A 26,543-nucleotide genomic window follows, 5' to 3' on the forward strand; every position below is an offset into this window, starting at 1 on the left:
ACACGGATGCACGTCACTCGCGATGACGGTCTAGGCCTCTATCCACTGTAGACGACTATTAGGGAGAAGGATGAAGTCAAGGGAAACGCAATGTGAAGCTGCGGAGTTTTCTGATTAGACCATATCGCTCACTGCCATTTGGCTCCACGATTCGCCCTCCCAAATTCGGTGGCCGTGCACCTTTTACTCCGGCTTTTCCGTCGTGAGCTGAATCAAGAAATGAGCGTTCTGCCGGGCTTGAACTGCCGCCATCGAGTACTCTTTTGCGTACGCAGCATTGCCCAGCATGGTTGCATTTTCTTGCCGCCGAGCGAAGCCACTAGCACCAAAGCCTTCTGGGCTTTGGGAATCTCGATACTCGGTCCAATTGATTGGGACATTTCAGGCGACCTCGCGGGATTCGCAATGGTCCGTCTTTGCCGAGCATAGTAAGTAGGGCGTAGTGAGGCGTTAATGAAAAAAAAGGCTGGATTCCAGCCCCGTTTTTCATCACTACAGCGCAGCGTCAGCTGCGGTTGGCGCCGTGGCTGCGTTGGCAACGTTTTCAAGAGCTTCGGAAGCTTTTCCGCGGTCGTTGGTGAATTTGCCTGGATTGTTCTTGTCTGTGTTGTCGGTAGTTATTTCTTCCCCCAAAAGCACATTTTATTAGCTGCGGAATTTACTCTACAAGATATCAGTCACGCGACAGTGACGATATTTATAAATTTTCTCTATATAAGCATCTGAAATCTAGGAGATATTAATTTGATGAAATGCCGCCGTCACGACTATTTTTGGATCGGTTCTTTACCGGATGAGGAGCACTGGGGGTTCTCGTTTCGTTTGAGCTATGAACGACTATCATTGTTGGGGTAGTTGGGGGTCGAGTCCCTAGATCGCCCAGCCGCTTTCGGGAACGCATCTAGACAAAAGCTTCCCAACTCAAACTCGTTTGTTTTTAGTTCAGCTCTCAATTGAACTGCACGAACACCGCAGCACTTACTAAGAGAAGGTCATGAATAACTATCACATAGTTCCTGTACAGAATGGATGGGCACTTAAGAAATCCAGTACAAGCACCACCATCACTACGGCGGAAACAAAGGAAAGATCCTCTCCAAAGCAACAAAGTTACTTGCTGATGAGACAGCTTCCTTAAAAATTCATCGGGTCGACGGGACAATTGAGGAGGAGCGAACCTATCCGTGCCGAGCCGATCCTCATACCACGCCTGGTTAAGCCTTTAAGCGTTCCACTGAGAACGTAAAACTAACGCCCAGACCTAAGGATCATTGGTTACCAGCCAGAGTTTCTGATAGCTTTTGCATAAGAGAATTTGCGGGTGAATTGAAGTGGCAGAGCTATCGGATACTGAGAAAAAGTTGGCGCTACTAGTGATCCGCGAGATGGAGAAAAATGATCGAAGTCTTAAGATTTAGAGCACGGCGCAGATGCCGTGATTAAGGTGTTTCGGAAGGTAACCGCCCCACCCACGCCGAGCCCGATGAGACGTCGGTGGATGCGACTGTTGCTTCCGTTCGGCTCATACCCACGCGCGACAAATGAAGGACGGGCTTTCCCCCTGAAAAAGGATCAACCGCCTGCCGGCGGTGCTGAGGAGCAAGGAGGCTTCACGCCAGCACCTTATCGTCCTACTGAAGGAATTATTGAAGCCAAGAATGGTAAACAAGCTCGAATCGTTTACACGTGGTGCGAAACCCCTCCGAACCGGATTATGAAAATAAGAGTAATCGTGGAGTCGGAAACAGCCTCAAAATTCGACACCATAGCAGGGGGCGTCATGGGTCCATTCGAATCCATTGAATCTGCAAACAAAGCAGGCGTTCAAATCGCGGACAGCTGGTTCAATACCTACGAGACATAGATACCAAGGCGGCATGTCGAAGGCCGCTAGAAAAACAGGATAGAAGGGACAATGGAAAAAGGCCTCCGCTTGGAAACCTTGGAATATTGAAGAAGCGCTACTGAAGCCAGCCCTCAACTTTTTCCGCGCCAAATTTTTTCTTCCACTCTTTGAGTATTTTATGATTGCCCCCTTTGGTCTGAACGAACTCACCCGTTTCGGGATTCTTGTAGACCTTTAAAGAACGGGCCTTGCGCTTATCACCAGCCAGGTTCTGAGTAGACTCCTTAGAGCGATGCGGCTCGATGATCGCAACAATCCGGCGAAGATCAACACCGTACTCCGTCATGAGAGCCGCAAGCTTGGTCTCAAACTCGATCTCCTTCTTGAGACGCTTGTCGTTCCGCAGAGAATCGAGCTGCTTCATCTGCTCAGCAATGCGTGCTTCTAAGGCTTTAAATTCTGCGAGTTTAGACATAGCGTCTCCATATAAGGTGGGGTTCAATGAAGTTAATTTTCGAGGACGACAGAGTCTCAGGTTCTAATGCTTTCCCTCAAGTAACCATGGCACAAACGGGTCAGCTGCTTGCGAAGCTTATCCTTATCCCGTGAATTGAGGTCTCGCTCCAGCTGTGCACGCATGATTCCGTTCATAGCTGTCAACAGAAGGCTTGCAACCTCCGAGACGTCGTCAATTACCGTCTCTGGGGCGGAAGAAAGAAGCTTCTTGGTACTGCGGTGAAGGCGTTTTGTAATTTGGGCCCCCATTTCTTGTGTATCTAAATCTGCCATCAATCTATAAAGAGCGCGCCACACCTGAGGTTGACGCAACTTATTTTCAGCGAACGCGTAGGCGATCCCCTCACTCATCCTCGTCAGCGAGGCCCCTTCCAACGATTCGCATGCTGCTTCAAAACCGTCGGCGTCCGGCGACATGTGTTGCTCTAACAATGCATACATCAGCGCCTTGATGTGCGGAAAGTACTGATACATCGTGCCCACGGCTACGCCAGCCCGATCAGCTACTCGGGCATTTGTTAAGTTTTTCACTCCCTCCTCAATTAACACGTGAATTGCGGAGGCTGAGATTCTTTCAACTGTGGCCGAAGCGCAAGCTTGTCGTGGTGCCCGGCGCTGTCTGATAACTAATGGCGAGGAGGACATGTGTGAACTCAACTGACCGGTCGTACACAAAATTTAGCGGCTTTACGGAGTTTCACAACTGAAACATTCGAGGCAAGTGAGTTATCGGTAAAGCGCGACAGCCGGAGGCATATTTAGCTACAAGAATCACAGCGCTAACTAATTTCTGGTTTTCTTCTCTAGCTTTGAACAGGGGTCTAAGGGGATAAACAATCGTGAAACTCAGCAAGGACGCGTCCTGAACCAGGAGGCATGTCGACAAGTCCGCTGTGGGCAGGCGGTCCGGCCAGAGGCGGTCCCTGCGCTTCTAAATTTCATGTTGGAGCAACCTCGTCTCGTTCTGAAATCTGTCGCTACTCATACCGATCAAGAGGGAGAAGTTCTTGAGGTTAATTTTGGCGTATTCGAAATAACTGCCAAACCCTGAGGTCGCCCTTTAGCGAATCGATCACGAATTCAGGCCGCATGAGTTCGGTTTTGGGAAATACATCCAACAAGTAGTCATTTCCGCCGGGCCGCTCGCAGGTAAAAGTTGAACTGTGCACCCGTGGTACGGCGAACGGTGAATTTAGGAGCTCTCGCAACAGGTCGAGCTAAAGGCGCTTTCTTTTCCGCCATATCTATCCTTGGCATAGTCCTGACGGAAGCTTTTTTATTGGATCTTGCGCACGCGCACGGCCACAGATCCGTAACGGCCAATCGAGTGTTACCGAGCAGATTACGCCGGCATCGGTTTTTCGCCTTGTTTTTGGACTACGCGACGCATCCAGTCACTACAAAGTATGAGCAGGAAGATCATTACTTCATCCGTTACCGGAAACCTGAGGATTGATTAGCTTTGCCGCCGACCAACCACCACATAGGCGTAGCGCATGACTACAACAACAAAACGCGCGGAATTCCTACCGCATGCATTGGCCGCCGCAATTGCAATGAGTGTTTCGGTAGGCGCACAAGCGGTGAGCTTTAACATCGGCGAGCTTGAGGGGCAGTTGGACTCGTCAGTTTCCCTAGGCGCGAGCTGGTCGATGCGCAGCCCCGATCCCGATCTGATCGGCGCTAACAATGGCGGCGACGGACTGTCGCAAACCTCTGATGACAGCCATGCGAACTTCAAGAAAGGCGAAACCTTTTCCAAGATTTTCAAGGGCATTCACGATCTGGAGTTAAAGTACGGCGATACCGGCGTGTTCGCTCGCGGCAAGTATTGGTACGACTTCGAGCTCAAAGACGAGCATCGCGAGTTCAAGGACATCGATGATTCCAACCGCAAGGAAGGCGCGCAGTCGTCCGGCGGACAGATTTTGGATGCGTTTATCTACCACAGCTATACCGTCGCCGATCAGCCCGGCAACGTGCGCCTGGGCAAGCAAGTGGTGAGCTGGGGTGAGAGCACCTTTATCCTCAACTCGATCAACGCCATCAACCCGATCGACGCCGCTGCGTTTCGCCGCCCGGGTGCAGAGATCAAGGAAGGCCTGATTCCGGTCAACATGCTCTATCTCTCCCAGAGCATCACCGACGATTTCTCGGCTGAGGCGTTCTACCAACTAGAGTGGGACCAGACGGTAGTGGACAACTGCGGCACGTTCTTCGCCCAGGCCGATATCGTCGCCGATGGCTGTACCAACAACCTGCGCGTGCTGTCGCCGCGCTCGGCCATTCCGGCGCCCGCGCTCGGAGCACTGGCGGCCTTTGGCCCGGATATCAACGAAGAAGGCGTGCTGGTTCCCCGTGCAGGCGATCGTGATGCCCGTGACGGTGGCCAGTGGGGCACGGCGCTGCGCTACAACTTCGAGCCGCTGAATACCGAATTTGGCGCGTACTTCATGAATTACCACAGCCGCACGCCGTTCTTTAACCTCTCGCTGCCCGACCAGGCGACCTACAACGCCATCACCACGGGGCTGCCCGGCGGGCTTGCTGCGGTACGCCCGGTGGCAGGCGCTGCGGCTGCCAAGTACTTCCTGGATTACCCCGAAGATATTCAGCTCTATGGCTTGAGCTTCTCCACCACCCTGCCCACTGGCACGGCGTGGCAAGGCGAAATCAGCTACAGGCCTAATGCGCCGGTGCAGTTGAACTCCACCGACATCCTCTACTCCGGGCTGACACCGATGGCCGGCTTCGGCAACGTGTCTGTCTTGCAGGGCACGCCGGGGCAGGAAACCCAGGGCTACCGCCGCAAGGAAATCACCCAGTTCCAGACCACCTTCACCCACTTCTTCGATCAGGTGATGGGCGCAAGCCGCCTGACGCTGGTAGGCGAAGTGGGCGTGGTGCATGTCGGTGGTTTGGAGAGCACCTCCGAAGCCCGTTATGGCCGCGACCCGATCTACGGCCCGGGGCCACTGGCAGGTACTCGTCCGAGCACGGCCGGCAGCTTGTTCCCGGCTGGCGTTTCCTCGGCCTGTGTGGCCCTGAACAAGGGCGCTCTCAATGGCGGCGCCGGCAATGGCGCGAGCGCTGAAAACGTCAGCAAGTACTGTGAAGACGATGGCTTCGTGACCGCCACCTCGTGGGGTTATCGCGCCCGCGCCATCTGGGACTACCCCGACCTGCTCGCCGGCGTAAACGTCAAGCCGAGCGTCTCCTGGTCGCATGACGTCAAGGGCTACGGGCCCAACGGTCTGTTCACCGAAGGTGCCAAGGCGGTCAGCCTGGGCCTGGATGTGGACTACCAGAACACCTACTCGGCCGGCCTTTCCTACACCGATTTCTTCGGTGGCGAATACAACACGTCGGTCGACCGTGACTTCCTGGCGTTCAGCGTTGGCATGAGCTTCTGAAGCAGCACACTAGAAGGATAAAAAAATGATCACCAAGCATGTTTTTCTGCAGTCCAGCGTGCTCGCTCTGAGCTTGCTGGCAACCGCGGCGATGGCCAAGGTTTCCCCCGAAGAAGCGGCCCAACTGGGCACCACCCTGACGCCGGTGGGCGCTGAAAAAGCCGGCAACTCCGATGGCAGTATTCCGGCCTGGACCGGCGGCCTGCCGACCAACGCTGGCGCCGTGGACGCCAAGGGTTTTCTCGCTGATCCGTTTGCCAGCGAGAAGCCGCTGTTCACCATCACCGCGCAAAACGTCGAGCAGTACAAAGCCAAGCTGTCCGATGGCCAGGTGGCGATGCTCAAGCGCTATCCCGATACGTACAAGATCCCGGTGTACCCAACCCACCGCACCGCAGCCCTGCCCGACGAGATTTACGCGGCCATCAAAACCAGCGCCTTGAAGACCTCGACCGTTGGCGGCGGTAATGGCCTGGAAGGTTTCAACGACAGCCGTTATTACGCATTCCCCATTCCCAAGTCTGGCGTTGAAGTGGTGTGGAACCACACCACTCGCTACCGCGGCGGCAACATCAAGCGCTACATGACCCGCGTGCAACCGCAGGTTAATGGCGACTTCAGCATGGTGCAGTTCACCGACGAAGTTTCATATCCCGGAAACCTGCCTGACCTGGACAAAAGCAAGGCCGACAACATCCTGTTCTTCTTTATCCAGTCGGTAACCGCTCCGTCCCGTATGGCCGGTAACGTTCTGCTCGTACATGAGACCATCGATCAGGTTAAAGAACCGCGTATGGCGTGGCTGTACAACGCTGGCCAGCGCCGTGTACGTCGCGCCCCACAGGTAGCCTATGACGGCCCGGCAACCGCTGCCGACGGCCTGGCCACTTCTGACAACTACGACATGTTCAACGGCTCGCCCGATCGCTACGACTGGAAGCTGGTGGGGAAAAAGGAGATGTACATCCCTTACAACAGCTACAAGCTCGATTCGCCGCAACTCAAGTACAAGGACATTCTCAAGGCCGGTCATATCGACCAGAACCTGACCCGTTATGAGCTGCACCGGGTCTGGGAAGTGGTGGCAACCCTCAAGCCGGGTGAGCGCCATATCTATGCGACGCGCCATATGTACTTCGACGAAGACACCTGGCAAGCCGCCCTTATCGATCACTACGATGGCCGTGGCCAACTGTGGCGCGTCGGCGAGGCACATGCCCAGCAGTACTACCACAAGCAGGTTCCCGGCTACACCGCCGAAACCTTGTATGACCTGATCTCCGGCCGCTACTCGGTTCTGGGTCTGAAAAACGAAGAGAAGCAGGCCTACGAGTTCGGCGCCAAAGCCTCTGCCTCCGATTACACACCGGCAGCCCTGCGCCAGGCCGGCGTTCGCTAACTCTTGATGTAAACGCTGCTCTACCCTTTCACGCGGCCTGTATGGGCCGCTTTTTTTTGGCCGCGTGTTTGCGTACCACCAAAGGCTCTGTAAGGATGACTTCATACTGGTTTCCGAGCGAACTCATGGCCCCCTCTCATCCCACCGCCGCACGTCGACTGCCTTCCGGCCACCTGCCTCGGCCACGCCTGCGCGATGCCTTGCTGCAGGCCGACTGCGCTTTCCGGTTGCTGTGCGCGCCGGCCGGTAGCGGCAAGAGTTCGTTGCTGAGTGAATGCCTGCAGCACAAACCGCAGGGTACCCAGGCGGTCCATCTCGACTTGCGTGGTCAATCACTCGGCGTCGAGGCGTTTCTCAATCTGCTGGGGACCGCATTGGGCCTGGCCGAAACGTCTCAGGCAGACATCGAGCGGCATTTGCAGCAACTGGCGCAGCCGCTGTGGCTGGTGATTGACGACTACCCACGCAGCCCGAATACCGCACTGGATCAAACCCTCAATGCCCTGCTGCTCGATGCAGCGCCCCAGGTGCGCTGGTGGATAGCCACACGACGACGCCCACAGCTGCAACTGGCCCGCCTGCTACTGGATGGCGAACTGTTCGAGCTGGGCAGACAGGAGCTGGCTTTCAGCGAAGCGGAGCTGACGGAGCTGTTGCAACTTGCCGGCCATCAGTGGCCGCGGCCGCTCATGCTTGAGCTGCTGCAACAGACTCAAGGTTGGTGCGCCGGCCTGCGGCTGCGCCTGCTGGGTATCAAGCCCGGCCAGAGCTCGGCAGGCGGCAGCGAGTTACTACTGGGCTACCTCAAACGCGAAGTGCTGGACGAGTTGCCTAGCGATTGGCAACTGGCGCTGTACACCCTTGCGCAGTTTCCCGCCTTCGACCACGAGCTCTGCGAACAAGTACTGGGGGCAGGTGAAGGCACGCAGTTGCTAGAACACCTGCGCGAATGCGGTCTGTTTATCGAAGCAGCAGACCAGGACGGGCGCCTGCTACGTGTACACCCGGCGGTTGCCACAACACTGTCGGAGCAGTTGCCGGGCACCATGTCCAAGGCGCTGTTTCGTCGGGCGTGCCAGTGGTACGTCAGCCGCGATCAACTGCGCCCGGCCGTGGAGTACGCGCTTAAGGCAGACCAGCCGGAAGTGGCCGCCACCTTGATGCAGCGCTACACCCAAGACCGCCTGCTGCAAGGACGGGGGTTGGCGCTGCTGCTGGAGTGGCGTCGCGAACTGCCAGCGACATTGCTCAGCAGTACACCCCGCCTGGCGCTGCTCAATGCCTGGGCGCTGCTGCTCAGCGGCCGAGGCGACGAAGGCGCCGACTATGTGGCAGCGCTGGCGCGCTTTGTGCCGCAACCCACGGCCCTGCGTCAGCGCGAGCTGATCGCACAATGGAAAGCGCTGACAGGCAAGCTGGCATTCCATGCTGGCGACGCAGCGAAGGCGCGCACGATGTTGGCAGAAGCTATCGCCGAGCTGCCCGAAGAGGCCTGGAGCCAGCGCCTGATGTGTTACCTGATGCAGATCGAGCAAGCATTGGTCGAGGGGCATTTTGAACACGCGCAAGAACTCACTCGTGTGGCCATCAAGCAAGCCCGCGAGCATGGCAGTCTGGCCATCGAGAGCCTGGTGGCATTGGAGCACGCCAAGCTGTTGGAACTGCGTGGCGAACTGCTACGGGCCGAAAGCTTGCTGACCCGCTTGCATACGGAACTGACCAGCACCAAAGGCGAAACCGAGCCCAGCCCCATGCGCGGGCGTGCTCAATTGCTGCGCGCGAGCCTGCTGGTGCAGCGCGGTTATTACCAGGAAGCAGAGACCACTTTTGCCGCCGGCCTGCAGGAGTGTCAGAGCTGCGCCGACCCGGCCGCGGTATGGGGCCACATTGGTCTGGCCGAATTGAGCGCACTGCATGGCGATATCGGCGATGCCTTCGCGCGCATTGCCGATGCCGAGCGGCTGATGCAATACAGCCATATCAATGCGCAGCTCTATCAAGGCCTGCTACTGCTGACCAAGGCCCGCTTATGGCTGAGCCAGGGGCGCCATGCCCAAGCCGAAAAAGCGCTGCTCGGTGTGCTGGCAGGCAGCGCGTTGCAACCCCCATTCGGCGCCCCGGAACTCAACCTGCGCTTGCGCCTGGCGTTGGCTCAGGCGCAGTTGGTCGGCGACCACCTGACCAAGGCCCTGGAAAGCCTGCATGCGCTGCACGACCAGGCCATGCTCGAGGGGCGGCGGCCGTTGGCCTGCGAAGTGGGCTTCAGCCTGGCCGAAGGCCTGCATGCGAGCAATCGCCAACCCCAGGCCCGGCAGGCGTTGCTAAACGCCTTGGCGCTCGCCAGGCAGATGGGCCTGGCCAGTGTCGAGCGCGCCTTCGCGCAACGTAACCCGGCGATGATGCGCTGGGCCGCCAAGAATACCGATGACGATGAAGGGGTTCCTGCGGCGCTGTTAAGCCGCCGCGAGATGGACGTGCTCAAGCTGATATCCCAGGGCTATTCCAACCAGCAGATCGCCGAGAACCTGTTTATCTCGCTGCATACGGTGAAGACACACGCCCAGCGTATCAACTTCAAACTCGGTGTGGAGCGCCGTACCCAGGCAGTGGCGCGGGCCAAAGAGCTGGGCTTGGCGGACTAGCCTGCGGAATTGTCTTGCCCCTGCAACTGGCGACGCCGGGCACCCGGCGTCAGGCAGTACCAGCGCCGGCAGGCGCGGTTAAACACGCTCTGTTCGCTGTAGCCGAGCATGCCGGCGACCTGCGACAACGGAATATCGCGCTGGCTCAGGTACAGATCCGCCCGCTCAAGACGGATGGCCTCAAGCAATCCTTCAAAGCCCTGCCCCTGTTGCGCCAACTGGCGCTGCAGAGCGCGCTCGTGCAAGCCGAGCTGTTCGGCAATCAGCGGCAGGCGGCATTGCTGTGTTGGCAGCAGGCGCAGCACCAGCCGTCGTACCTGCTCCACGATGTCCGCTGCGCCGGGCAGATGAACCTCGCTCAGGTATTGCACCAGCATGCGATGCAAATTCGGGTCTTGCCGCTCGATACGCTGTCCCAACAGGCGCTCACTGAACACCAGCGCATTGCGGGCCTGGGCGAGGTAAACCTCGCAGCCGAAATACCGCCGATAGCGGGCGTTCGGCAAAGGACTGCTGGCCGACAGCATGACCGACTGTGCAGTGAAACCAGGGCCGCATAGCAACTTCATCGTATTAAGGGCCACGCCCATCGCCAGTTCGGCCATCTGCCGTTGCGGGCCAGGTATGCGCAGCTCGATGACCAGGCTCGGCGCGTGCGGGTCACTGCAGTCAAGGTCCAGTTGAATGCCCGAGCTGTGGTACCCAATAAAACGCACGATCTCCGTGAGCGCATGCCGCACGCTGGAGGCATTGCGGGCAATCAGCGCGATCGGGCCGAGCACATGCAGGTGCTGGTACTCGGCCATGCGCAGACCGAAATCAGCGCAGGCCAGCTCGTCGGCCACCACTTCAAGTACGCCCACCAGCGAGCGAAAAGGCACCCGCGCATCCTCGTCATCGAGTAGCTCCGGGGCCACGCGAAAGCGTTTCAGATACGGCAGCGGGTCCGCTCCGAGTTGGGTAACCAATTCCCGAAAGCCGGCAAACGAGGTGGTGCGAATGAATGTTTCCATGTCGGCAAAGATCAAATATTTGTCGGCAAAGATCAATCTTTAGTCGTCGCCGCCACCAAGAATCTGCAGACACTTCTCTCTCTGGAGTCTCCCGTGGAATTCGACTACATCATCGTAGGTGCAGGCTCGGCCGGCTGCGTTCTGGCCAATCGCCTGAGCGCCATTCCGGCGGTATCGGTATGCCTGCTCGAAGCCGGCCCGAACGATTGGTCACCGCTGGTGCACGCCCCGGCAGGCGTCGCCGCCATCTTGCCCACCCGACACGTCAACTGGGCCTTTGAAACCGTACCGCAACCTGGCCTGGGTGGCCGTCGTGGTTATCAACCGCGCGGCAAGGTGCTTGGCGGCAGCAGCTCGATCAACGGCATGATCTATATCCGCGGCCACCACAGCGACTACGACGACTGGGCCAATCTGGGCAATGCGGGATGGTCGTTCGACGACGTGCTCCCCTATTTCCGCAAGAGCCAGATGCATCACCATGGCGCCAGCGAATTCCATGGCGGCGACGGTGAACTCTATGTCGGCCAGATCGAGGCGCATGCTGCCACGCACGCCTTTATCGAGGCTGGCCAGAAAGCCGGGCACCGCTACAACGCCGACTTCAACGGCGCGCAACAGGAAGGCGTCGGCCAGTACGACGTGACCATCCGTGACGGCCGCCGCTGGAGCACCGCTACCGCCTTCCTCAAACCGATTCGCCAGCTGCGCAAGAACCTCACCGTGTTAACGGGGGCGCATGCCGAACGCATTCTGCTGCAAGGCAAACAGGCGACCGGCGTGCAGGTACGGCTCAAGGGCAGCTCCACCGCCATCAAGGCACGCAAGGAAGTACTGGTCTGTGCCGGGGCCTTTGGCAGCCCGCAATTGCTGATGCTTTCCGGTATTGGCCCAGAGGCCGAGCTCAAGCCCCACGGCATCGCGCTGCAACACGAACTGCCAGGCGTGGGCCAAAACCTGCAAGACCATCCGGATGTGGTATTGGGCTACAAGAGCCCCGACAACTCGCTGCTGGGCTATTCCTTAGGCGGCGGTCTGAAAATGGGCGCGGCGCTGGGCCGTTACCTGACCAGCAAAAGCGGGCCGCTGGCCAGCAACTTTGCCGAGGCTGGGGCCTTTCTCAAGACCGATGCCGCGTTGGCCCGCCCGGACATCCAGTTGCACTCGGTGGTCAGCCTGCTCGACGACCACAACCGCAAACTGCATTGGGGCCATGGCTTCAGCTGCCACGTGTGCGTACTGCGGCCCAAGAGCATAGGTAGCGTAGGCCTGCAGTCTGCCGACCCGATGGCCGCGCCGCGTATCGACCCTAACTTCCTGGGCCACGACGACGACGTGCAAACCCTGCTCAAAGGCTATCGCATCGCCCGCGAAATCGTCGCCCAGGCGCCCATGGCACGGTTCGGTTTGAAGGATGTGTTCAGCCAGGGGCTACACAGCGACGAACAACTGATCGACCTGCTGCGCCGTCGCACCGACACCATCTATCACCCGGTCGGCACCTGCACCATGGGTACCGGTGAAAACGCGGTGGTCGATGGCCAACTACGCGTACACGGTATGCAGAACCTGCGCGTCGTGGATGCCTCCGTGATGCCAACCCTGGTCGGCGGCAACACCAATGCCCCCACCATCATGCTTGCCGAACGCGCAGCCGAGTGGATTGCCCGCGCCTGATTCCTGCGTTCGATTACAACAACAAGAGAGGACTTAACATGCGTCAAACCCTGCAGCGGTACTACACCGCCGCGCTGAGCGTCGCACTGTTCGCCAGTGCCGTTACGCAAGCCGCCCCCGTGCCCAGCAAGCCCGCGACTCCCATCACCCATGCGGCAAACGAGCGCGTGCTGGAACAACTGCCCTTCGCCGACCGGCAAGACTTCGAGAATGCTCACCGGGGCTTTATCGCCAAGCCCGATACCCTGACCATCAAGGATGCCAATGGCAAGGTGGTGTGGGATCTGGAGAGCTACAAGCAGTTCATCACCCAGGACCGCCCTGCTCCCGACACCGTCAACCCCAGCCTATGGCGGCATGCCCAACTGAACCTAGAGTACGGCCTGTTTAAGGTTACCGACGGCATCTATCAGGTACGTGGCTACGACCTTTCCAACGTCACCTTTATCCAAGGCAAGACCGGTTGGGTGGTGCTCGACCCGGCCCTCTCGATGGAAACTGCCAAGGCTGCCTATGAGCTGGTCAGCCAGAACCTGGGCAGCAAACCGGTGACCGCCGTGGTGTACAGCCACTCACATATCGACCACTTCGGTGGTGTGCGCGGGCTGATCAACGAAGCGGACGTCAAGGCGGGCAAAATCCGCATCATCGCGCCCGAAGGTTTCTCCGAACACGCCGTCAGCGAAAACGTGATTGCCGGTAACGCCATGGCCCGCCGCTCCGTGTACATGTTCGGCGCCATGCTGCCACGCAATGCCGAAGGCAGTGTCAACGCTGGTCTCGCGCCCACCGTATCGTCGGGCACCACCACGCTGATCATGCCGACCGAGTTCGTCAGCAAGACCGGGCAAGAGCTGAACATCGACGGCGTGCGGATGATTTTCCAGATGACGCCGGGCACCGAAGCGCCGGTGGAAATGAACACATTCCTGCCGGACTTCAAAGCCATGTGGATGGCCGAGAACACCACCAACACCATGCACAACGTCATCACCCTGCGCGGCGCGCAAGTGCGCGATGCCTTGCAATGGTCCAAGTACATCGGCGAAACCATGGCGCTGTACGGCGACAAGATCGAGGTCAAATTCCAGAGCCACCATTGGCCGCTGTGGGGTCAGGCGCAGATCGCTGACTATCTGAACAAGCAGCGCGCGGTCTACAAGTACATCCACGACCAGTCCGTGCGCATGATGAACCAGGGCATGAATGGGGACGAAATCGCCGAGGCCATCAAACTGCCGCCGGAGCTGGAATCCTTCTGGGCCGGGCGCGGCTATTACGGCACCCTCAAGCACAATGCCAAGGCGGTCTATCAGCGCTACATGGGCTGGTTTGACGGCAACCCGGCCAACCTCGACAAACTGCCGCCGGTGCCGGCCGCGAAGAAATATGTGGAGTACATGGGTGGTGCCGCCGCCGTGCTGGAAAAAGCTCGTGCCGACTTCGCCAAGGGTGAATACCGTTGGGTAGCCGAGGCCACCAAACAGGTTGTGTTTGCCGACCCCGACAACGTGGATGCGAAGAACCTGATGGCCGATGCGTTCGAGCAAATGGGCTACCAGGCCGAATCCGGTCCATGGCGCTCGATTTATCTGCAAGGGGCATACGAGCTGCGCAACGGCCTGCCGCAAGCAGGCGGAACCATCAGCGCCAGCCCGGACGTAATCCGCGCTATGACGCCGGAAATGCTGTTCGACTACCTGGCCGTGCGCCTGAATGGCGAACGCGCCGCAGGCAAGAAGCTGGTGCTGAACTTCAACTTCACCGACCTGAACAAAAGCTACGCGCTGACCGTAGAAAACGGCGTACTGACCTACGAGCCCAAGGCGAGTGCCACGGCCGACGTCGGCCTGACCACCAGCAAAACCACCCTGGAAGCCATCCAGTTGGGCCGCGCTACGCTGGAGCAGAAAGTCGCGTCCGGTGAGCTGAAGTTCGACGGTCGTCCACAGGCGTTCGGCGAATTTATGGGCCTGCTCGACACGTTCGGGTTCTGGTTCAACGTATCCACGCCTTGAAGCCATATGTCCTAGGGTTGGCGCTGCTGCTTGGCAGCGCCAACCCAGCCGGTGCGTGCAGCTTTGATGGCTTGGCGGTCGACCTGACCACAGCCGACCCTGACTCGCTGAACGTGGCGCTCGCCATGCGGGCTGCCTATCAGGACAAGCGTATCGCCGAACCGATTGAGCTGCCCGGCGGCTTCGGTATGCGCCGCGTGCTGAAGACACTGGAGAAGCTCGATACAACCCTGGGTTCGACCGAGGGCCAGGACGGTTTCAGTTTGCTCCTGGTCGAGTCCGGCCTGTGGATACGCTATCGCAACACAGGCTCCACGCTGGCCAGTGAACTGCATGTAGCTAGCCCCACAAGCGACCAAGCGGTAGTGATTACAGGCGAAGGGGTATTGCTGGCCTTGGAAAAAGGCCAATTGAACATCGACGATGCCCTCGGCCTCGACCTACTTTACATCCGCGCCAATGAAACCCAGCGCGAACGTATTACCACACGCTGGCGCCGAGCCTTCGCAGCAAGTCATTGAGCTCAGACTATCAGTCTGGCGTTAGATGCATGTCTACGTAGAAGGTTCGCTTTCGGCCCGGTTGCGGCGATTTATAACACGTTGCAATCGGCCAACATGCAGATGGTTAGAGGTTGAGAAATAAATCATTCTATTTATATCGAAACCGTTCTGAGCGTTTATAAAACTGAGCTCAGCAAAGGAAACATGACGGTATCCCGTCCGCGAAGGGTAGGGTGGGTGTTAATCAACGCCATCAGTTGATCCGCAACCTTGGCTTTTTCGGACGCGGGTAGCGCCGCAATAAAACTCACAGACAAGAATCGGTCCTCTATGAAGGACTGTGCGCTGCCCGAATGGTGTAGTTGAAGCAGGTCAGCCCGGGCTCCGAGACGCGGCTGTTTTTTTGAGCACTCGTGGCCAATCGCCCGTATGAACGCGTGGAGTATCGCCTTCGTAAGGAACAATGATTTTGGTGATGGCAGCCATCCAACCCACCGACTCATCACGGCCACTCCAAATGAGTCCAAGTCGGCCCTTTGGCTTGAGCACCCGTTGAATCTCACTAAGCGCAGCTTCATTTGCGACCCAGTGGAACGCTTGGGCGCAAACCAAGGCTTGCGCCGTTCCGTTTGGAGGGAGATCGACTCCGCCATTCCATCCAGCACCTTAATGTCCGGCAAGTGTTTGGCAAACTCTACTCGCATGGCTTCGTCCGGTTCGATAGCGATCGAATCGAAGTTTGCTGAGGCCCGTTGTCGCGTGAACTTTCCGGTAGCGGTACTCAACTCAATACGCGGTTCCCGGGCCTGCCCCCAAACGGTCGCTTAAACATGCGTGGATTTCGCTCGGATAATCCGGGCGGCCCTGGGTGCGTGTGCCGGTTTCTGCGTTGAAGCAGATCCGAGCTGACTTATGAGTACCTGCCATCGCCGTGAGACCCCCGTGAATGGGACGATCATGGTGTGGCGTCGTTTTGGCCTACGACCACTTGACGCTAAGCAGCGTAGCCATGCCAAGTGAGGCGTTTCAAGTTGGCTAAGTCTTGCGCACATTCAGTCTTTGATAGCTAAACGGAGGACAATACGGCCGCTTTTGGTCCTGTGTGCGTAAAAACGCTGGGCCAAAATTGAAGCTCGCGCGTCTATGCGAAACTGAAATTTATCGATAGGTCCGCAGATATAGATTTTGCGTAGAAACGCGTTTTTTAGCCCGACTTTTGGTCTTGCTGCCCTTGAAAAGGTTTTTACACAGCCTCGGCCATAAGTGGACAGAATCATCCCCATATCCACAACGCCAACGCTCATAGGTCCAAGTCCGCACGCCGCAGCAGCGAGTCCTTGTTCGGGTAGTGATGATGGTAGAGCCCAATAATTGCACTAGGCTGAATCGATCACTGAACGCCAAGCATTGCTACTACGCCGACTGGGGGGAATATGAAAACAGTGCTGCTTAAATTGAAGCATGAAGCGCTCAAGGCGGTTCCGCCCACCTTATTCTTTTTCATCATTCTGCATATCGTGGCCCTCATTCGTGGGCTCATGCTTAAAAGCACGGGTGTTCCGCTTCCAATTTCCGCATCGATTCTGATCGCCTCCTTGGTGCTCGGCAAATCGGTGTTGGTCGCAGAGATGCTGCCCTTCATCAATCGCTTTCCCGAAAAGCCGCTGATCTGGAACGTCTCCTGGAAGACCTTGATGTATTCGTTGGTCGCGCTCGCGGTCCATTATCTGGAGCGGCTGTACGAATTTTGGAAAGAGGCTCCAAGCATCACCGAAGCTAACTCAATGCTATGGACATCTATTAACTGGCCTCAATTCTGGGCGGTTCAAATTTTGCTCATTACCTTGATATTCATGTATTGCATCATCTCGGAATTGGCGCGGGCTTTAGGGCCGGATCGACTGAAAAAAATGTTCTTGGGCCGCTTCCGCCAGCCACGAACTAAAAGCCGAGGCGATTCTCGCAAAAAGGTCCGATGGCTACTTCGACACTCCCAAACAGGCCGATGGGTCTATTGAAATCAGGTTTGGCCCCGAGAAGCCCAACGACATTGCCGACAGCGCCTTTATCTAAACCATACCTAGTCGTAACTTCATCGTGGCCATGCGCATGGCGCCGAAGGCACGTTTTACGACCAAAACTGGAAACCGAATGGCGTGGTGAAGGTGAAGTAAGCAGGATCATAAGTCCCTCACACTCGCGCTATCCATCGATAGCGCTGGTGTCTCGCGATGCAGACGTGGAAAGGTAAAAAATGGCTATTAATCCATTTAAAATTGCGTCATCGATTAGCGCGCTAGCGCTTTGCTTTACCCTATCCGTTCGGGCCGATGACTCGGCCGAGTTGGCGAAAAATCCCTTAACCCCGTGGCAGCGATGTACAGCTTGCCTATCCAGTACAACTGGGATCAGAAAATGGGGCCGACGGACAAGGGCATGCACAGCGTGACCAATATCCAGCCGGTGCTGCCGTTCAATCTGAACGAGGATTGGAACCTGATTTCACGCACCATTCTTCCAATCGTGGATCAGCACGGTCTGGCACCAAATGGCGCCGCAGACAAAACCGGCAGCGGCGATATCACCCAGAGCTTTTTCTTCTCGCCGAAAGAACCCACCGCCGACGGCTGGATTTTGGGCTTTGGGCCGGCGCTGTTGATTCCCACCGCGAGCGACGATTTGCTCGGCAGTGAGCAGTGGGGCGCAGGCCCGACGGTGGTGGCGCTGAAACAGGCCAATGGATGGACCCACGGCATCTTGGCGAACCATATCTGGGGCCTCAATGGCAGCCCGCCAAACAACAAAGACAAGGTCAACCAGACCTTTCTGCAACCCTTCCTTTCCTACACCAACAGCAGCTTCACGACCTTCGGGATGAACACCGAGTCCACCTACAACTGGCAAACCCGTGAATGGGCAGTGCCGGTAAACCTAAACGTTACCCAACTGCTGAAAATCGGAGGCCAACCGCTGACCATCCAGGTGGGACCGCGCTATTGGGCAGACAGTCCGGAAGATGGGGCTCAGGGGTGGGGCTTTCGCGCCATGGTGACGTTGCTGTTTCCCAAGTGATTGGTGGCGATTGAACGGCAGCTATTGGACCAGAGTGTGTAGCGCTGAGCCAAAAATTGAAGTGCGCGCGTCTACGCGAAATCTGAAATTTATCGGTAGGTCCGGCAGATATGGATATCGTGTAGAAGCGCATTTTTCAGTCCGACTTTTGGCCTTTGCTGCGGTTGAAAATGCTTTTACACAGCCACGTCTAAATACGGACAGGCATAAGAGTTGCCGAGGAATTTGGACCGCTCGCAGACAAATTTCGTTTCTCCCCCTTCTTGGCGGCTGCGGACAAAAGCAGGTGCAGAGTTAAATACGACGAAACCGGCGCGAGGGCCGGTTCCGAAGTAAAACAGGTTGGTCGCCACCTGACGAGCAACGGTTAGCGCCTATTGCACGGGCGCTGCGTGTTTCTTGGTTTCCTCTTCGATCTTCGCGTCTACCGCCGCGCGAATCTGGTCGACACTGAAGCTCGCCGGTTTCTGGCTTGGTGGGTACTCGATAAAGGTTTGCAGGAACGCAGCCGACTTGGTTACTGCCAGTTCAGTCAGGAAGACGTTCTTGGTGGTCCAGTCGTAGTACTGGTCGGAAACGATATCTGCGCGTTCATACGGGTCCATGCGCAGGTTGAACATTTTCGGCACACGCAGGCATACGAAAGGTTCGCTCCACACTTTGAAACCGCCTGGCGCACGTTGTTCGCAGAACACCGCCTTCCAGTTCTTGTAGCGCATGGAAACCAGCACGCCGTCATCGTTGAAGTAGTAGAACTCGGTGCGCTCGCTATCAGGCTTTTGCCCGGTGATGTAAGGCAGTTGGTTGTAACCGTCCAGGTGCACTTTGAAGCTCTTGCCACCGGTGGTGGGCGCCCAGCCTTTGAGCAGTTTGTCTTTCACCTCGGTGTCGCCAGCAGCCGCCAACAGAGTGGGGAACCAGTCCAGGCCAGAGAACATCTGGTTGCTGACCTCACCCGGCTTGATCTTGCCAGGCCAGCGGACCATTGCCGGTACCCGGAAAGCGCCTTCCCAGTTGGAGTTCTTCTCGTTGCGGAACGGCGTGGTCGCCGCGTCCGGCCAGGAGAACTGGTTCGGGCCGTTGTCGGTGGTGTACACCACGATGGTGTTGTCGGCGATTTTCAGCTCATCAAGGGTGCCGAGCAGTTTGCCCACATCGCCATCATGTTCAACCATGCCATCGGCGTATTCGTTACCGGCCATACCGCTTTGGCCCCGCATCGATTCGCGCACATGGGTGAACAAGTGCATGCGGGTGGTATTCATCCAGACAAAGAACGGCTTGTTGGCCGCCACTTGTTTCTTGATGAATTCCTGCGCGGCGGCGGTGGTTTCGTCGTCGATGGTTTCCATACGTTTGACAGTCAGTGGGCCGGTGTCCTCAATTTTGCCGTCGGCAAAGCTGTGGATAACCCCGCGTGGAGAGAACGCTTTGGTGAATTGCGGCTCATCTTTTGGCCAGAACTCGCGCTCCGGTTCTTCTTCGGCATTGAGGTGGTACAGGTTGCCGAAAAATTCGTCGAAGCCGTGGGCAGTGGGCAGGTATTCGTCACGGTCGCCAAGGTGGTTCTTGCCGAACTGGCCGGTGGCATAACCCTGGGATTTAAGCGCCTGGGCAATCGTGATATCACGCGCCTGCAAGCCTACGGTGGCGCCTGGTAGCCCGACCTTGGACAGCCCGGTACGCAGCGTTGCCTGTCCGGTAATAAACGTCGAGCGCCCCGCCGTACAACTGTTCTCGGCGTAGTAGTCGGTGAACATCATGCCTTCCTTGGCAATGCGGTCGATGTTCGGCGTTTTATAGCCGACCACCCCGAAGGAATAGGCGCTGATATTGGTCTGGCCGATATCGTCGCCGAATATCACCAGAATGTTGGGTTTGTCAGCGGCGCCGGCGGCTGCCGAGAGTCCCATGACCGCGGCGGCGGTTAACGCCAACCTCGGGAGCCATTTACGTACATGTGTCATTTTTTTGTCTCCATTTCATCCATAAACCGCCTGCAGGCGGCCGACTGATTACTCCGAATACTTCCGTTGTAGCGGCCTCTGCTTGCGCGCTGGCCGTGACGTTCGACTACCTTCGGGTGCCGCATTGTGTTGCGTCTTGCGTTGCTCTGGAGTCGCTACTGCGATTCAAAGGGGTAAACCTTTTTCCATTCCTTGCTCATGTCCACCACCGTCCATTTGTCGGCGGTGGCCCGGGTCAGTGCTTTATCCAGTTCGCCAATCTGTGAGGGGTGGTCGTAGGCCCATTCGCGGGTGGCGTCGGTGTGGTGCACGAGGCCCATCAGGCGTTTGCCCTTGCCCGCTGCCGTCCACTGGAGCATTTGCTGGTCACCGTCAGAGTTGCCGAAGGCCAGAATAGGACGGCGGCCAATGATCGAATCGATGCTTTCCGGTTTGCCGGGGCCGTCGTCGTTATGGGCCAGTTTGGGGGTGCGCAGAATCACCGGCTTGCCATCGTTGAACTGGTATTGGGAAACGAAGGTGGTGCCGATCACCTGCTCCGGTGGAATGCCGTACACCTCTTCGGCAAAGGTGCGCATAAAGGCTACTTCGCCGCCGGAGACGATGTAGGTCTTAAAGCCATTGGCGCGCAAGTAGGCGAGCAATTCGAGCATCGGCTGGAACACCATCTCGGTGTACGGCTTCTGGGTTTTCGGGTGCTTGGCCTTGGCTAGCCAGGCGCGGGCATTGGCCTCGAATTGTTCGGTGCTGATGCCGGTGTGGGTCACGCCGATCACTTTCATCAGGCCATCCATACCGGTGGCGGCAAAGGCTTTTTATCGCCGCTCAGCAGGGCATTAAGCGCGGGGTCTTTTTTCCATTCCGGGTGCTCGGGCGCCAGGCGCTTGAATTCATCGAAGGCAAACAGCACCTGGAAATAGGCTGGCTGCTCGCTCCACAGGGTGCCGTCGTTATCGAACACGGCCACGCGCTCGGCCGGTGCAACGAAATCTTTGCCGCCTTCCTCGGTAACCGCCTGCACGAACGCAGTGATGGCCTGTTTGGAGGGGCCTTCATTCCATGCCGGCAATGGGTCCGCCGCCTGCGCCAACGCCGGCAGTAAGGCCAACAGGCAGAGCCAATGCAGCAGCGAAAACGGGCGGTACAAACGAGTCATTGGCGATCCTTTGCGTGACGAGGGTTTAACGGTAGCAAGGTATGGCGTTGCGGCTTTTGGGCAGGCTGCAACGCGTCGTGCAATTCAGGCAGCAGCGGCTCCAATACTGGCCAAATAGCGGCACCTTGGCCCTCTTTGGCATAGCGTCCGTTGAGCAAGCCTAGCAGCCGCTTTGCCGGTGCGAGGGGAACTTGCACAAAAGTGCGAAAACCTGCCGAGCGGCGCAGCCACAGGTACAGCGCAGTCAGTTGCGGCGGCTGTTGTTGGAGCTGGCCAGGCACTTGCTGCCAGGCGTAGTCGGCGCTGGCCAGCCAAGCCAAACGGCGCGCTTCGCGCTGGCGCTGCCATGCCTCCCGGGCGCGGCGCCACCAAGGGCGGGCGGTATAAATCAGTAACAAGATCAGCACTGCCGCGATGGCGACCAACCAGTAGGCAGTCAGGTGCAGGCGGCGGTTCTGGCCCAGTTGCGCGAGGTCGGCGGTGATGGAAAACGGGGCCTTGTAACCGGCGTTGGCGCTGGCTTTGAAGTCGACGGCGGGCACGCTGACGGTGCGCTTTTGCTGGCTGTTGGTGTCCCACCAACTCAGCTCAATGGCTGGCAACGTGAAGCTGCCGCTCTGGTCCACGCGGTAGCTGATGCTGTCGATGCGTCGCCCGCCGGTAAAGCCGCCCCGGCCGTCGCTAATGGGCTCGATACGCGGTGCAGCGGGGAAGGCCGACAACCCGTCGACCGCCTTCTGTACGGGAGGCGGCAGCAACATGGCTTGGGCGCCATCGGCTTCCAGGGTCAGTTCGCGGACCACGCTGTCGCCGACCTTCAATTCGCCGTCGGGTCGACTGATGCGCTGACTAAAACGCAGGGCATTGGCCACCAACACCGGCTCGCCCGATTTAAAGCCAGGCGGCAACTGGGCCGTGAAATTCAGCGGCAAGCTATGCACGGTGATGGGCGCGGTGGTTTGCCCCGGTGTGGCGGTGATCGCCAGCGCCGGAATGGCAAATACCTGGGCCTGGTTCGGGGATATCAGGTAGGCATAGCGCAGGCCGAACAGGGTTTTGCCGTTCTGTTGCTTGTTGTATTTCTCTGCCTCGCCGCCAGGCGCCTGCACCAGAGCGCCGGGCAATTGCAGCGGTTCCAACTGCGGCGCGCTGGTGAACCAGGTGTCGGTAAATACGGTGACTTCCAGGCGCACGGTGCTCCCAACCATCACCTGCCCGGCCGGCTCCAGTTGCGCTTCCACCTGCAACTGCGGGGCCTCGGCCCACGCGAGGCCGGGCAGCAGAAAAAGCAGCAACAGGCGCTTCATGGCTGCACCTGCTTGGCTGGCGAATTAGCCGCCGCATCCTGCAGGCTGAATTTCTGCTTGAGAAACTTGGCCGGCGAGGTGCTGAGGTTCTGCAGCCACAGTTCATCGGAAGCGGCCTTCTCCACCACCACGTTTTTGCCTTTGCCGGCCGGGTGCTGGTTGTCCACTTTGGTTTCGTCCGGTTTTACGTCCGGGGCTTTTTCCGCCGCGTCCTCGTAGTCCTTTTGCAGGGCGATGGCCAAGGCCAGGTTGAAGGTGGCTTCGGGAAATTGCGGCTGCAGCTTCAGCGCCTGGGTATAGGCGGCGATGGCCTCGGCGAACTTGAAGCGGCGGGTGTAGATATTGCCCAGGTAGAAATAGGCCGGGGCGGTGTTCAGCCTGGCGAAGCTGGCCAGCGCCAGGTCGTAATCCGAGCCTTTATACGCCGCGATGCCTTGCCAATACGGGTCGTGAAACGCGGCCGCAGCCTCGGGCATATGGTCATGCTCGAAGGCCCAGCGGCCTTGTTGATCGGGGGTGAAAAACGCATCCATGATCACCCCGGCCTGGGCGGGCGCCGGGTTGATCGCGAAGCCGCTGGCCAGCAGTAAAGCGGCGGTCCAGTGCAGGCTCCAGCCGCGACGGATAGCCAACAACGCCAGCAGCGCCAGCGGCCAGGTCAGCCAGTAACCGGCGTCTTTCCAGTGCACGTCCTGCTGGGCGTCGTTGGCGTCCTGAAAGTGTTTTTGCGCGTGCAGTTCTATCCAGTCGAGGTCGTCGTTGTTCAGGGTCAGGCTGCCCAGTGGCGCGTCGGCGGCGTCCGCCAATTGCTTAAGCGCGGCTTGATCGAAGCCGCCGAGTACCGGGCGGCCGTTGCTGTCGATCACCGGCTGGCCACTGCCATCGCGCACCATGCCGCCATCGGCATTGCCGACGGCGAGTACCAGCACTTGCAGGTCGCTCCCGTCGAGGTGCTTGGGCAGGTCGGCGAACTGCTGGCTGTCGGCGCCATCGGTGACCAACACCAACGTGCCCGGTTGCGACTCTTCGCCGTTGTTAAGCAGCCGCTTGGCCTGCTCGATGGCGCCAATCGCATCCTTGCCCTGGCGCTCGATCAGGCCTGTGGATAACGCCTGCAGAAAGCCGTCCAGCAGGTCGGCATCGTCGGTCGGCGGCAACACCAGGTGAGCGCTGCCGGCGTAGGCCACCAGCCCCGTGCGTGCGCCGGCGCGGCGTTGAATCAGGTCGTGCAGTTTGTGCTTGGCCGCTTGCAGGCGCGTGGGGGAAATATCGCTGGCGTCCATCGACGGCGACAGGTCCAACGCCAGAATCAGCGGCGCGCGGTTTTCCACAAACGCTGGGCGGTCTTGTTGCCAGGTCGGCCCGGCAGCGGCAATGCCGCCGAGTACCAGCAACGCCGCCACCAGGTGCACCGGCCGCCAGCGCTGCTGCTCGGTGGGGGCAATCAGCAGATGACGCAGCAGGTGCGGGGCAATGCTGGTGCCCAGGCGTTTGATCAGGTCCTGGTTATGCCGCCAGACCAAAACCAGCGCGATGCCGGCAGCGATCAGCAACAGCCACAGCGGCCGCAGAAAATGGAAGGCAGCCAGGTCGATGTCCATCAGCCCTCCTGCTTCTTGGGTGCGGGCTCAAACCGCAGGCGCGAGAGCAGCAACGTCAGCAGGTGATACGCCAGCATCAGCAGCAAGGCGGCACCCAACGGCAGCCAGAAAAAATCGCGCTTGGGCTGGTGGCTGAGTTTTTTTACGTCGTGCGGGGTCAGGCGGTCGAGGGTGGCGTACACCTGCTCCAGCGCCGCGCGGTCGCCGGCCTGGAAGAACTGGCCGCCGGTGGTGCTGGCGATACGTTGCAGGGCGGAGAGGTCCACCTTGGCTTCGCCCTCGGCCGTCGGGTCACCAATGCCGATGGTGTGAATCACGATGCCCTTGGCCGCGCCATCTGTGCCGCATGGTCCGGTGGAATGGCGCTGCTGGTGTCGTTGCCGTCGGTGAGCAGAATCAGCACCTTGTCGGTTTCCTGGGCCTTGTCCAACAGCTTGATGGTCAGGCCGATGGCATCGCCAATCGCGGTATTGGGCCCGGCCATGCCGATGCCCACTTCATCGAGCAGGATGTTCAGGCTGCTGTGGTCGCGGGTCAGCGGTGCTGGGCAAAGGCGCCGGTGCCGAACACGATCAGGCCAAGGCGATCGTCTTTGCGCTGGGCAATAAAGCCGCGCACCACTTTCTTCACCACGCTCAGCCGGTCGCTGCGCTGGCCGGCGGCGTTGGTGAGGTCGGTGGTTTCCATGGACTGGGAAATATCCACCGCCAGCATCAGATCGCGGACCGGCTCGGTGCGCGTAAGCGGCGGCTCCACCCACACCGGGCGCGCCGCCGCCACCAACACCAAGGCCCACACCAGCAGATTGAGCAGTAGTTGCCAGCGGCTGTCGCGGCTGGCGGCGGGGCTGGGCACTTGGCCGACCGCGCGGCTCATGGCGGCAAAAAACGGCACGCGTAGCGCCGTGCGCCCCTCGCGATAAGGGCGCAGCCAGCGGTAGCCCAACCACGGCAGCGGCAGCAATAGCAGCAACCAGGGGTAATCAAGCTGCCACATGGTGTGTCTCCACCCAGCGCCGGGTTTGCGCCAGCAGTGCCGGGCCGCGTGCGCTGGCCAGGGCCTGCAATTGCGCCGGCGGCGCGTAGGCCAGCAGCGCCAATTGGCGGGCAAAGTCGGCCGGCAGTTGTTCGCGGCTGCGGTCTTGCAGAAAGCGCTGCCACTGTTCGCCGCCGAGGCTGGCGGCGGTCACATCGCCGGGCATCGACAGCGCCACGCGTTTAAGCAATTCCGGCAAGTCGCGCAGCGCCTCGCTATTGGCGGCGTAGGCCTGTTCCAGCTCGGCCAGGCGCAGCAACGCTTCGCGGCGATAACGGTCGCGCCTCCAGCGCCAATAACGCCAGGCGGCGAACGCCAGCACGGCGATGACCAGCGCCGCCAACACCAGCAGCCATCCCCAGGTCTGCGGCATATAGCTGACCGGGGTAGGCAGGGCGATTTCTTTCAGCTGGCTGATATCTGGGCGGTCTTTCATTGCACAGTCCTGCCCAGTTCACGGCGCAGTTGCGGCAGGGCTTCTTCGCCGGTGCTGAACAACATCAATGGCACCTGGCTGCGGCGCAGCAGGTCGGCGACCTCGTGCAAACGGCCAGTGAGAAAACTGCTCAAAGGCTGGCGCACCTGTTTGCGCTCCACGGCCAGCTCCACCTGCAACTCGCCCTGGGTGACCAACACGCGGCCGGTGCCCGGCAGCTTGAGGGCCAGCGGGTCGATGACCTGCATGGCCACCACGTCGTTATGTGCCGACAGCTCGCGCAGCAGTTGCAGGGTGCGCGGGCCGGCGCCGGCAAAGTCGCTGACGATACAAATCAGGTGGTCATGACCGGCCACTTGCAGGCAGCGTTGCAGGACCTGGTCGAGCTGGTCTTCACCTTCGGCATCGGGGCTTTGCGCGTGCAGCGCCTGGTTCTGCCGGGCGATGCTGGCGAACAGTTGCTGCAAGCGCGCGCGGCTGCGCAGCGGGGCGATGGCCTCGATACGCTGGTCGTTGAACACCAGCCCGCCGACCCGGTCGCCGGCATGAAAGGCCATCCACGCGGCCAACGCGCCCAGCTCGGCGGCGGTGACGGATTTGAAGCTGCGCGCCGAGCCGAAAAACATCGCCATGCGCTGGTCCACCACGATCAGCGCCGGGCGGTCGCGCTCTTCGGTGTAGCTGCGCACCACCGGTTTGCCGGTGCGCAAGGAGGCGCGCCAGTCGAGGTGGCGCAGGTCATCGCCCGGTTGGTAGCGGCGCAGCTCATCAAAATTCAGCCCGCGACCGCGCAGGCGCGAAGCATGGGCGCCAGCCAGAATGCTGGCGCGTGGCTGGCGGGCGGCAAAGCTCAGGCCCTGCGCCTGAAACTCCAGGGCCATCAGTTGGGCGAGGCCGGTGTACACCAGGCCGTCGATTTCCACGCGGGGCGCGTTCATGGCA

At 59.1% G+C, this 26,543-nt stretch carries 17 protein-coding genes and 5 pseudogenes; 11 read left to right on the forward strand and 11 right to left on the reverse strand.

Annotation, left to right across the window (positions count from 1 at the left end; genetic code table 11):
• Positions 1–1,089: 1,089 nt before the first annotated feature.
• Both AC0V2S_RS18810 and AC0V2S_RS18815 read left to right on the forward strand, forming a co-directional pair.
• Positions 1,090–1,218 carry a DUF2188 domain-containing protein gene (locus tag AC0V2S_RS18810; RefSeq protein ID WP_475511141.1) on the forward strand — a complete coding sequence of 43 codons (129 nt, stop codon included), beginning with the start codon at positions 1,090–1,092 and terminating at the stop codon, positions 1,216–1,218.
• A gap of 280 nt (positions 1,219–1,498) precedes the next feature.
• Positions 1,499–1,864: a hypothetical protein gene (locus AC0V2S_RS18815; protein ID WP_475511050.1), complete on the forward strand. Its 366-nt coding sequence runs from the start codon at positions 1,499–1,501 to the stop codon at positions 1,862–1,864.
• Between the two features lie 97 nt (positions 1,865–1,961).
• Here AC0V2S_RS18815 and AC0V2S_RS18820 read toward each other — a convergent pair whose 3' ends face one another.
• Both AC0V2S_RS18820 and AC0V2S_RS18825 read right to left on the reverse strand, forming a co-directional pair.
• Positions 1,962–2,321: a histone-like nucleoid-structuring protein, MvaT/MvaU family gene (locus tag AC0V2S_RS18820; protein ID WP_475511051.1), complete on the reverse strand. Its 360-nt coding sequence runs from the start codon at positions 2,319–2,321 to the stop codon at positions 1,962–1,964.
• 56 nt (positions 2,322–2,377) lie between these two features.
• Positions 2,378–3,007, reverse strand: coding sequence for a TetR/AcrR family transcriptional regulator (locus tag AC0V2S_RS18825; protein WP_475511052.1), 630 nt, complete (start codon positions 3,005–3,007; stop codon positions 2,378–2,380).
• A gap of 851 nt (positions 3,008–3,858) precedes the next feature.
• On the opposite strand from AC0V2S_RS18825, the gene AC0V2S_RS18830 reads away from it, so the two are divergent.
• From AC0V2S_RS18830 to AC0V2S_RS18845, 4 genes and pseudogenes are all read left to right on the forward strand, one after another.
• Positions 3,859–5,775 carry a DUF1302 domain-containing protein gene (locus AC0V2S_RS18830; protein ID WP_475511053.1) on the forward strand — a complete coding sequence of 639 codons (1,917 nt, stop codon included), beginning with the start codon at positions 3,859–3,861 and terminating at the stop codon, positions 5,773–5,775.
• A 25-nt stretch (positions 5,776–5,800) separates the two neighbouring features.
• The gene (locus tag AC0V2S_RS18835) at positions 5,801–7,174 is read left to right on the forward strand and encodes a DUF1329 domain-containing protein (protein ID WP_475511054.1); all 1,374 of its coding nucleotides are present in this window, start codon (positions 5,801–5,803) and stop codon (positions 7,172–7,174) included.
• Positions 7,175–7,863: 689 nt separating this feature from the next.
• Positions 7,864–9,516: pseudogene (locus tag AC0V2S_RS18840) on the forward strand (winged helix-turn-helix domain-containing protein); the annotation flags it as partial.
• Positions 9,517–9,627: 111 nt separating this feature from the next.
• Positions 9,628–9,816, forward strand: a pseudogene (locus tag AC0V2S_RS18845) (response regulator transcription factor); the annotation flags it as partial.
• Here AC0V2S_RS18845 and AC0V2S_RS18850 read toward each other — a convergent pair.
• Entirely contained in the window at positions 9,813–10,829 is a 1,017-nt protein-coding gene (locus tag AC0V2S_RS18850; protein WP_475511055.1) for an AraC family transcriptional regulator, read from the reverse strand. The pseudogene AC0V2S_RS18845 and the gene AC0V2S_RS18850 overlap by 4 nt on opposite strands.
• 93 nt (positions 10,830–10,922) lie before the next feature.
• Here AC0V2S_RS18850 and AC0V2S_RS18855 point away from each other — a divergent pair, with 93 nt between their 5' ends.
• From AC0V2S_RS18855 to AC0V2S_RS18865, 3 genes are read left to right on the forward strand one after another with little or no spacing between them, the layout of a single operon-like run.
• The gene (locus tag AC0V2S_RS18855; RefSeq protein WP_475511056.1) at positions 10,923–12,506 is read left to right on the forward strand and encodes a GMC family oxidoreductase; all 1,584 of its coding nucleotides are present in this window, start codon (positions 10,923–10,925) and stop codon (positions 12,504–12,506) included.
• 38 nt (positions 12,507–12,544) lie between these two features.
• Entirely contained in the window at positions 12,545–14,524 is a 1,980-nt protein-coding gene (locus tag AC0V2S_RS18860) for an alkyl/aryl-sulfatase (RefSeq protein ID WP_475511057.1), read from the forward strand.
• 17 nt (positions 14,525–14,541) lie between these two features.
• Positions 14,542–15,045, forward strand: a complete 504-nt coding sequence (locus AC0V2S_RS18865) for a hypothetical protein (RefSeq protein WP_475511058.1) — start codon at positions 14,542–14,544, stop codon at positions 15,043–15,045.
• 354 nt (positions 15,046–15,399) lie between these two features.
• On the opposite strand, the gene AC0V2S_RS18870 is transcribed toward AC0V2S_RS18865, so the two are convergent.
• Positions 15,400–15,639 carry a methyltransferase domain-containing protein gene (locus AC0V2S_RS18870; protein ID WP_475511059.1) on the reverse strand — a complete coding sequence of 80 codons (240 nt, stop codon included), beginning with the start codon at positions 15,637–15,639 and terminating at the stop codon, positions 15,400–15,402.
• An 821-nt stretch (positions 15,640–16,460) separates the two neighbouring features.
• Here AC0V2S_RS18870 and AC0V2S_RS18875 point away from each other — a divergent pair.
• The gene (locus AC0V2S_RS18875; RefSeq protein ID WP_475511060.1) at positions 16,461–17,045 is read left to right on the forward strand and encodes a hypothetical protein; all 585 of its coding nucleotides are present in this window, start codon (positions 16,461–16,463) and stop codon (positions 17,043–17,045) included.
• A 236-nt stretch (positions 17,046–17,281) separates the two neighbouring features.
• Positions 17,282–18,099: pseudogene (locus tag AC0V2S_RS18880) on the forward strand (transporter).
• 374 nt (positions 18,100–18,473) lie between these two features.
• Here AC0V2S_RS18880 and AC0V2S_RS18885 read toward each other — a convergent pair.
• The 7 genes and pseudogenes from AC0V2S_RS18885 to AC0V2S_RS18915 all read right to left on the reverse strand — a co-directional run bounded on the left by AC0V2S_RS18885 (position 18,474) and on the right by AC0V2S_RS18915 (position 26,524).
• The gene (locus tag AC0V2S_RS18885) at positions 18,474–20,066 is read right to left on the reverse strand and encodes an arylsulfatase (RefSeq protein ID WP_475511061.1); all 1,593 of its coding nucleotides are present in this window, start codon (positions 20,064–20,066) and stop codon (positions 18,474–18,476) included.
• A 155-nt stretch (positions 20,067–20,221) separates the two neighbouring features.
• A pseudogene (locus AC0V2S_RS18890) lies at positions 20,222–21,222 on the reverse strand (HAD family hydrolase).
• Positions 21,219–22,529, reverse strand: coding sequence for a BatD family protein (locus AC0V2S_RS18895; RefSeq protein WP_475511062.1), 1,311 nt, complete (start codon positions 22,527–22,529; stop codon positions 21,219–21,221). The pseudogene AC0V2S_RS18890 and the gene AC0V2S_RS18895 overlap by 4 nt, the downstream one beginning before the upstream one ends.
• On the reverse strand, positions 22,526–24,130 hold the full coding sequence (locus AC0V2S_RS18900; protein WP_475511063.1) for a VWA domain-containing protein: 1,605 nt from the start codon (positions 24,128–24,130) through the stop codon (positions 22,526–22,528). Before AC0V2S_RS18900 ends, AC0V2S_RS18895 begins: the two co-directional genes overlap by 4 nt.
• A pseudogene (locus AC0V2S_RS18905) lies at positions 24,130–25,126 on the reverse strand (VWA domain-containing protein). Before AC0V2S_RS18905 ends, AC0V2S_RS18900 begins: the two are co-directional and overlap by 1 nt.
• Entirely contained in the window at positions 25,113–25,601 is a 489-nt protein-coding gene (locus tag AC0V2S_RS18910) for a DUF4381 domain-containing protein (protein WP_475511064.1), read from the reverse strand. The pseudogene AC0V2S_RS18905 and the gene AC0V2S_RS18910 overlap by 14 nt, the downstream one beginning before the upstream one ends.
• Positions 25,598–26,524, reverse strand: coding sequence for a DUF58 domain-containing protein (locus AC0V2S_RS18915; protein ID WP_475511142.1), 927 nt, complete (start codon positions 26,522–26,524; stop codon positions 25,598–25,600). The genes AC0V2S_RS18910 and AC0V2S_RS18915 overlap by 4 nt, the downstream gene beginning before the upstream one ends.
• Positions 26,525–26,543: the final 19 nt, after the last annotated feature.

Source organism: Pseudomonas sp. CC11G, assembly GCF_056174845.1.

Coding starts and splice junctions, on each gene's coding strand:
- AC0V2S_RS18910 (WP_475511064.1), bottom strand. CDS start 25,601: ATGAAAGACCGCCCAGATATCAGCCAGCTGAAAGAAATCGCCCTGCCT.
- AC0V2S_RS18820 (WP_475511051.1), bottom strand. CDS start 2,321: ATGTCTAAACTCGCAGAATTTAAAGCCTTAGAAGCACGCATTGCTGAG.
- AC0V2S_RS18835 (WP_475511054.1), top strand. CDS start 5,801: ATGATCACCAAGCATGTTTTTCTGCAGTCCAGCGTGCTCGCTCTGAGC.
- AC0V2S_RS18830 (WP_475511053.1), top strand. CDS start 3,859: ATGACTACAACAACAAAACGCGCGGAATTCCTACCGCATGCATTGGCC.
- AC0V2S_RS18850 (WP_475511055.1), bottom strand. CDS start 10,829: ATGGAAACATTCATTCGCACCACCTCGTTTGCCGGCTTTCGGGAATTG.
- AC0V2S_RS18895 (WP_475511062.1), bottom strand. CDS start 22,529: ATGAAGCGCCTGTTGCTGCTTTTTCTGCTGCCCGGCCTCGCGTGGGCC.
- AC0V2S_RS18900 (WP_475511063.1), bottom strand. CDS start 24,130: ATGGACATCGACCTGGCTGCCTTCCATTTTCTGCGGCCGCTGTGGCTG.
- AC0V2S_RS18885 (WP_475511061.1), bottom strand. CDS start 20,066: ATGACACATGTACGTAAATGGCTCCCGAGGTTGGCGTTAACCGCCGCC.
- AC0V2S_RS18875 (WP_475511060.1), top strand. CDS start 16,461: ATGAAAACAGTGCTGCTTAAATTGAAGCATGAAGCGCTCAAGGCGGTT.
- AC0V2S_RS18815 (WP_475511050.1), top strand. CDS start 1,499: ATGCGACTGTTGCTTCCGTTCGGCTCATACCCACGCGCGACAAATGAA.
- AC0V2S_RS18825 (WP_475511052.1), bottom strand. CDS start 3,007: ATGTCCTCCTCGCCATTAGTTATCAGACAGCGCCGGGCACCACGACAA.
- AC0V2S_RS18860 (WP_475511057.1), top strand. CDS start 12,545: ATGCGTCAAACCCTGCAGCGGTACTACACCGCCGCGCTGAGCGTCGCA.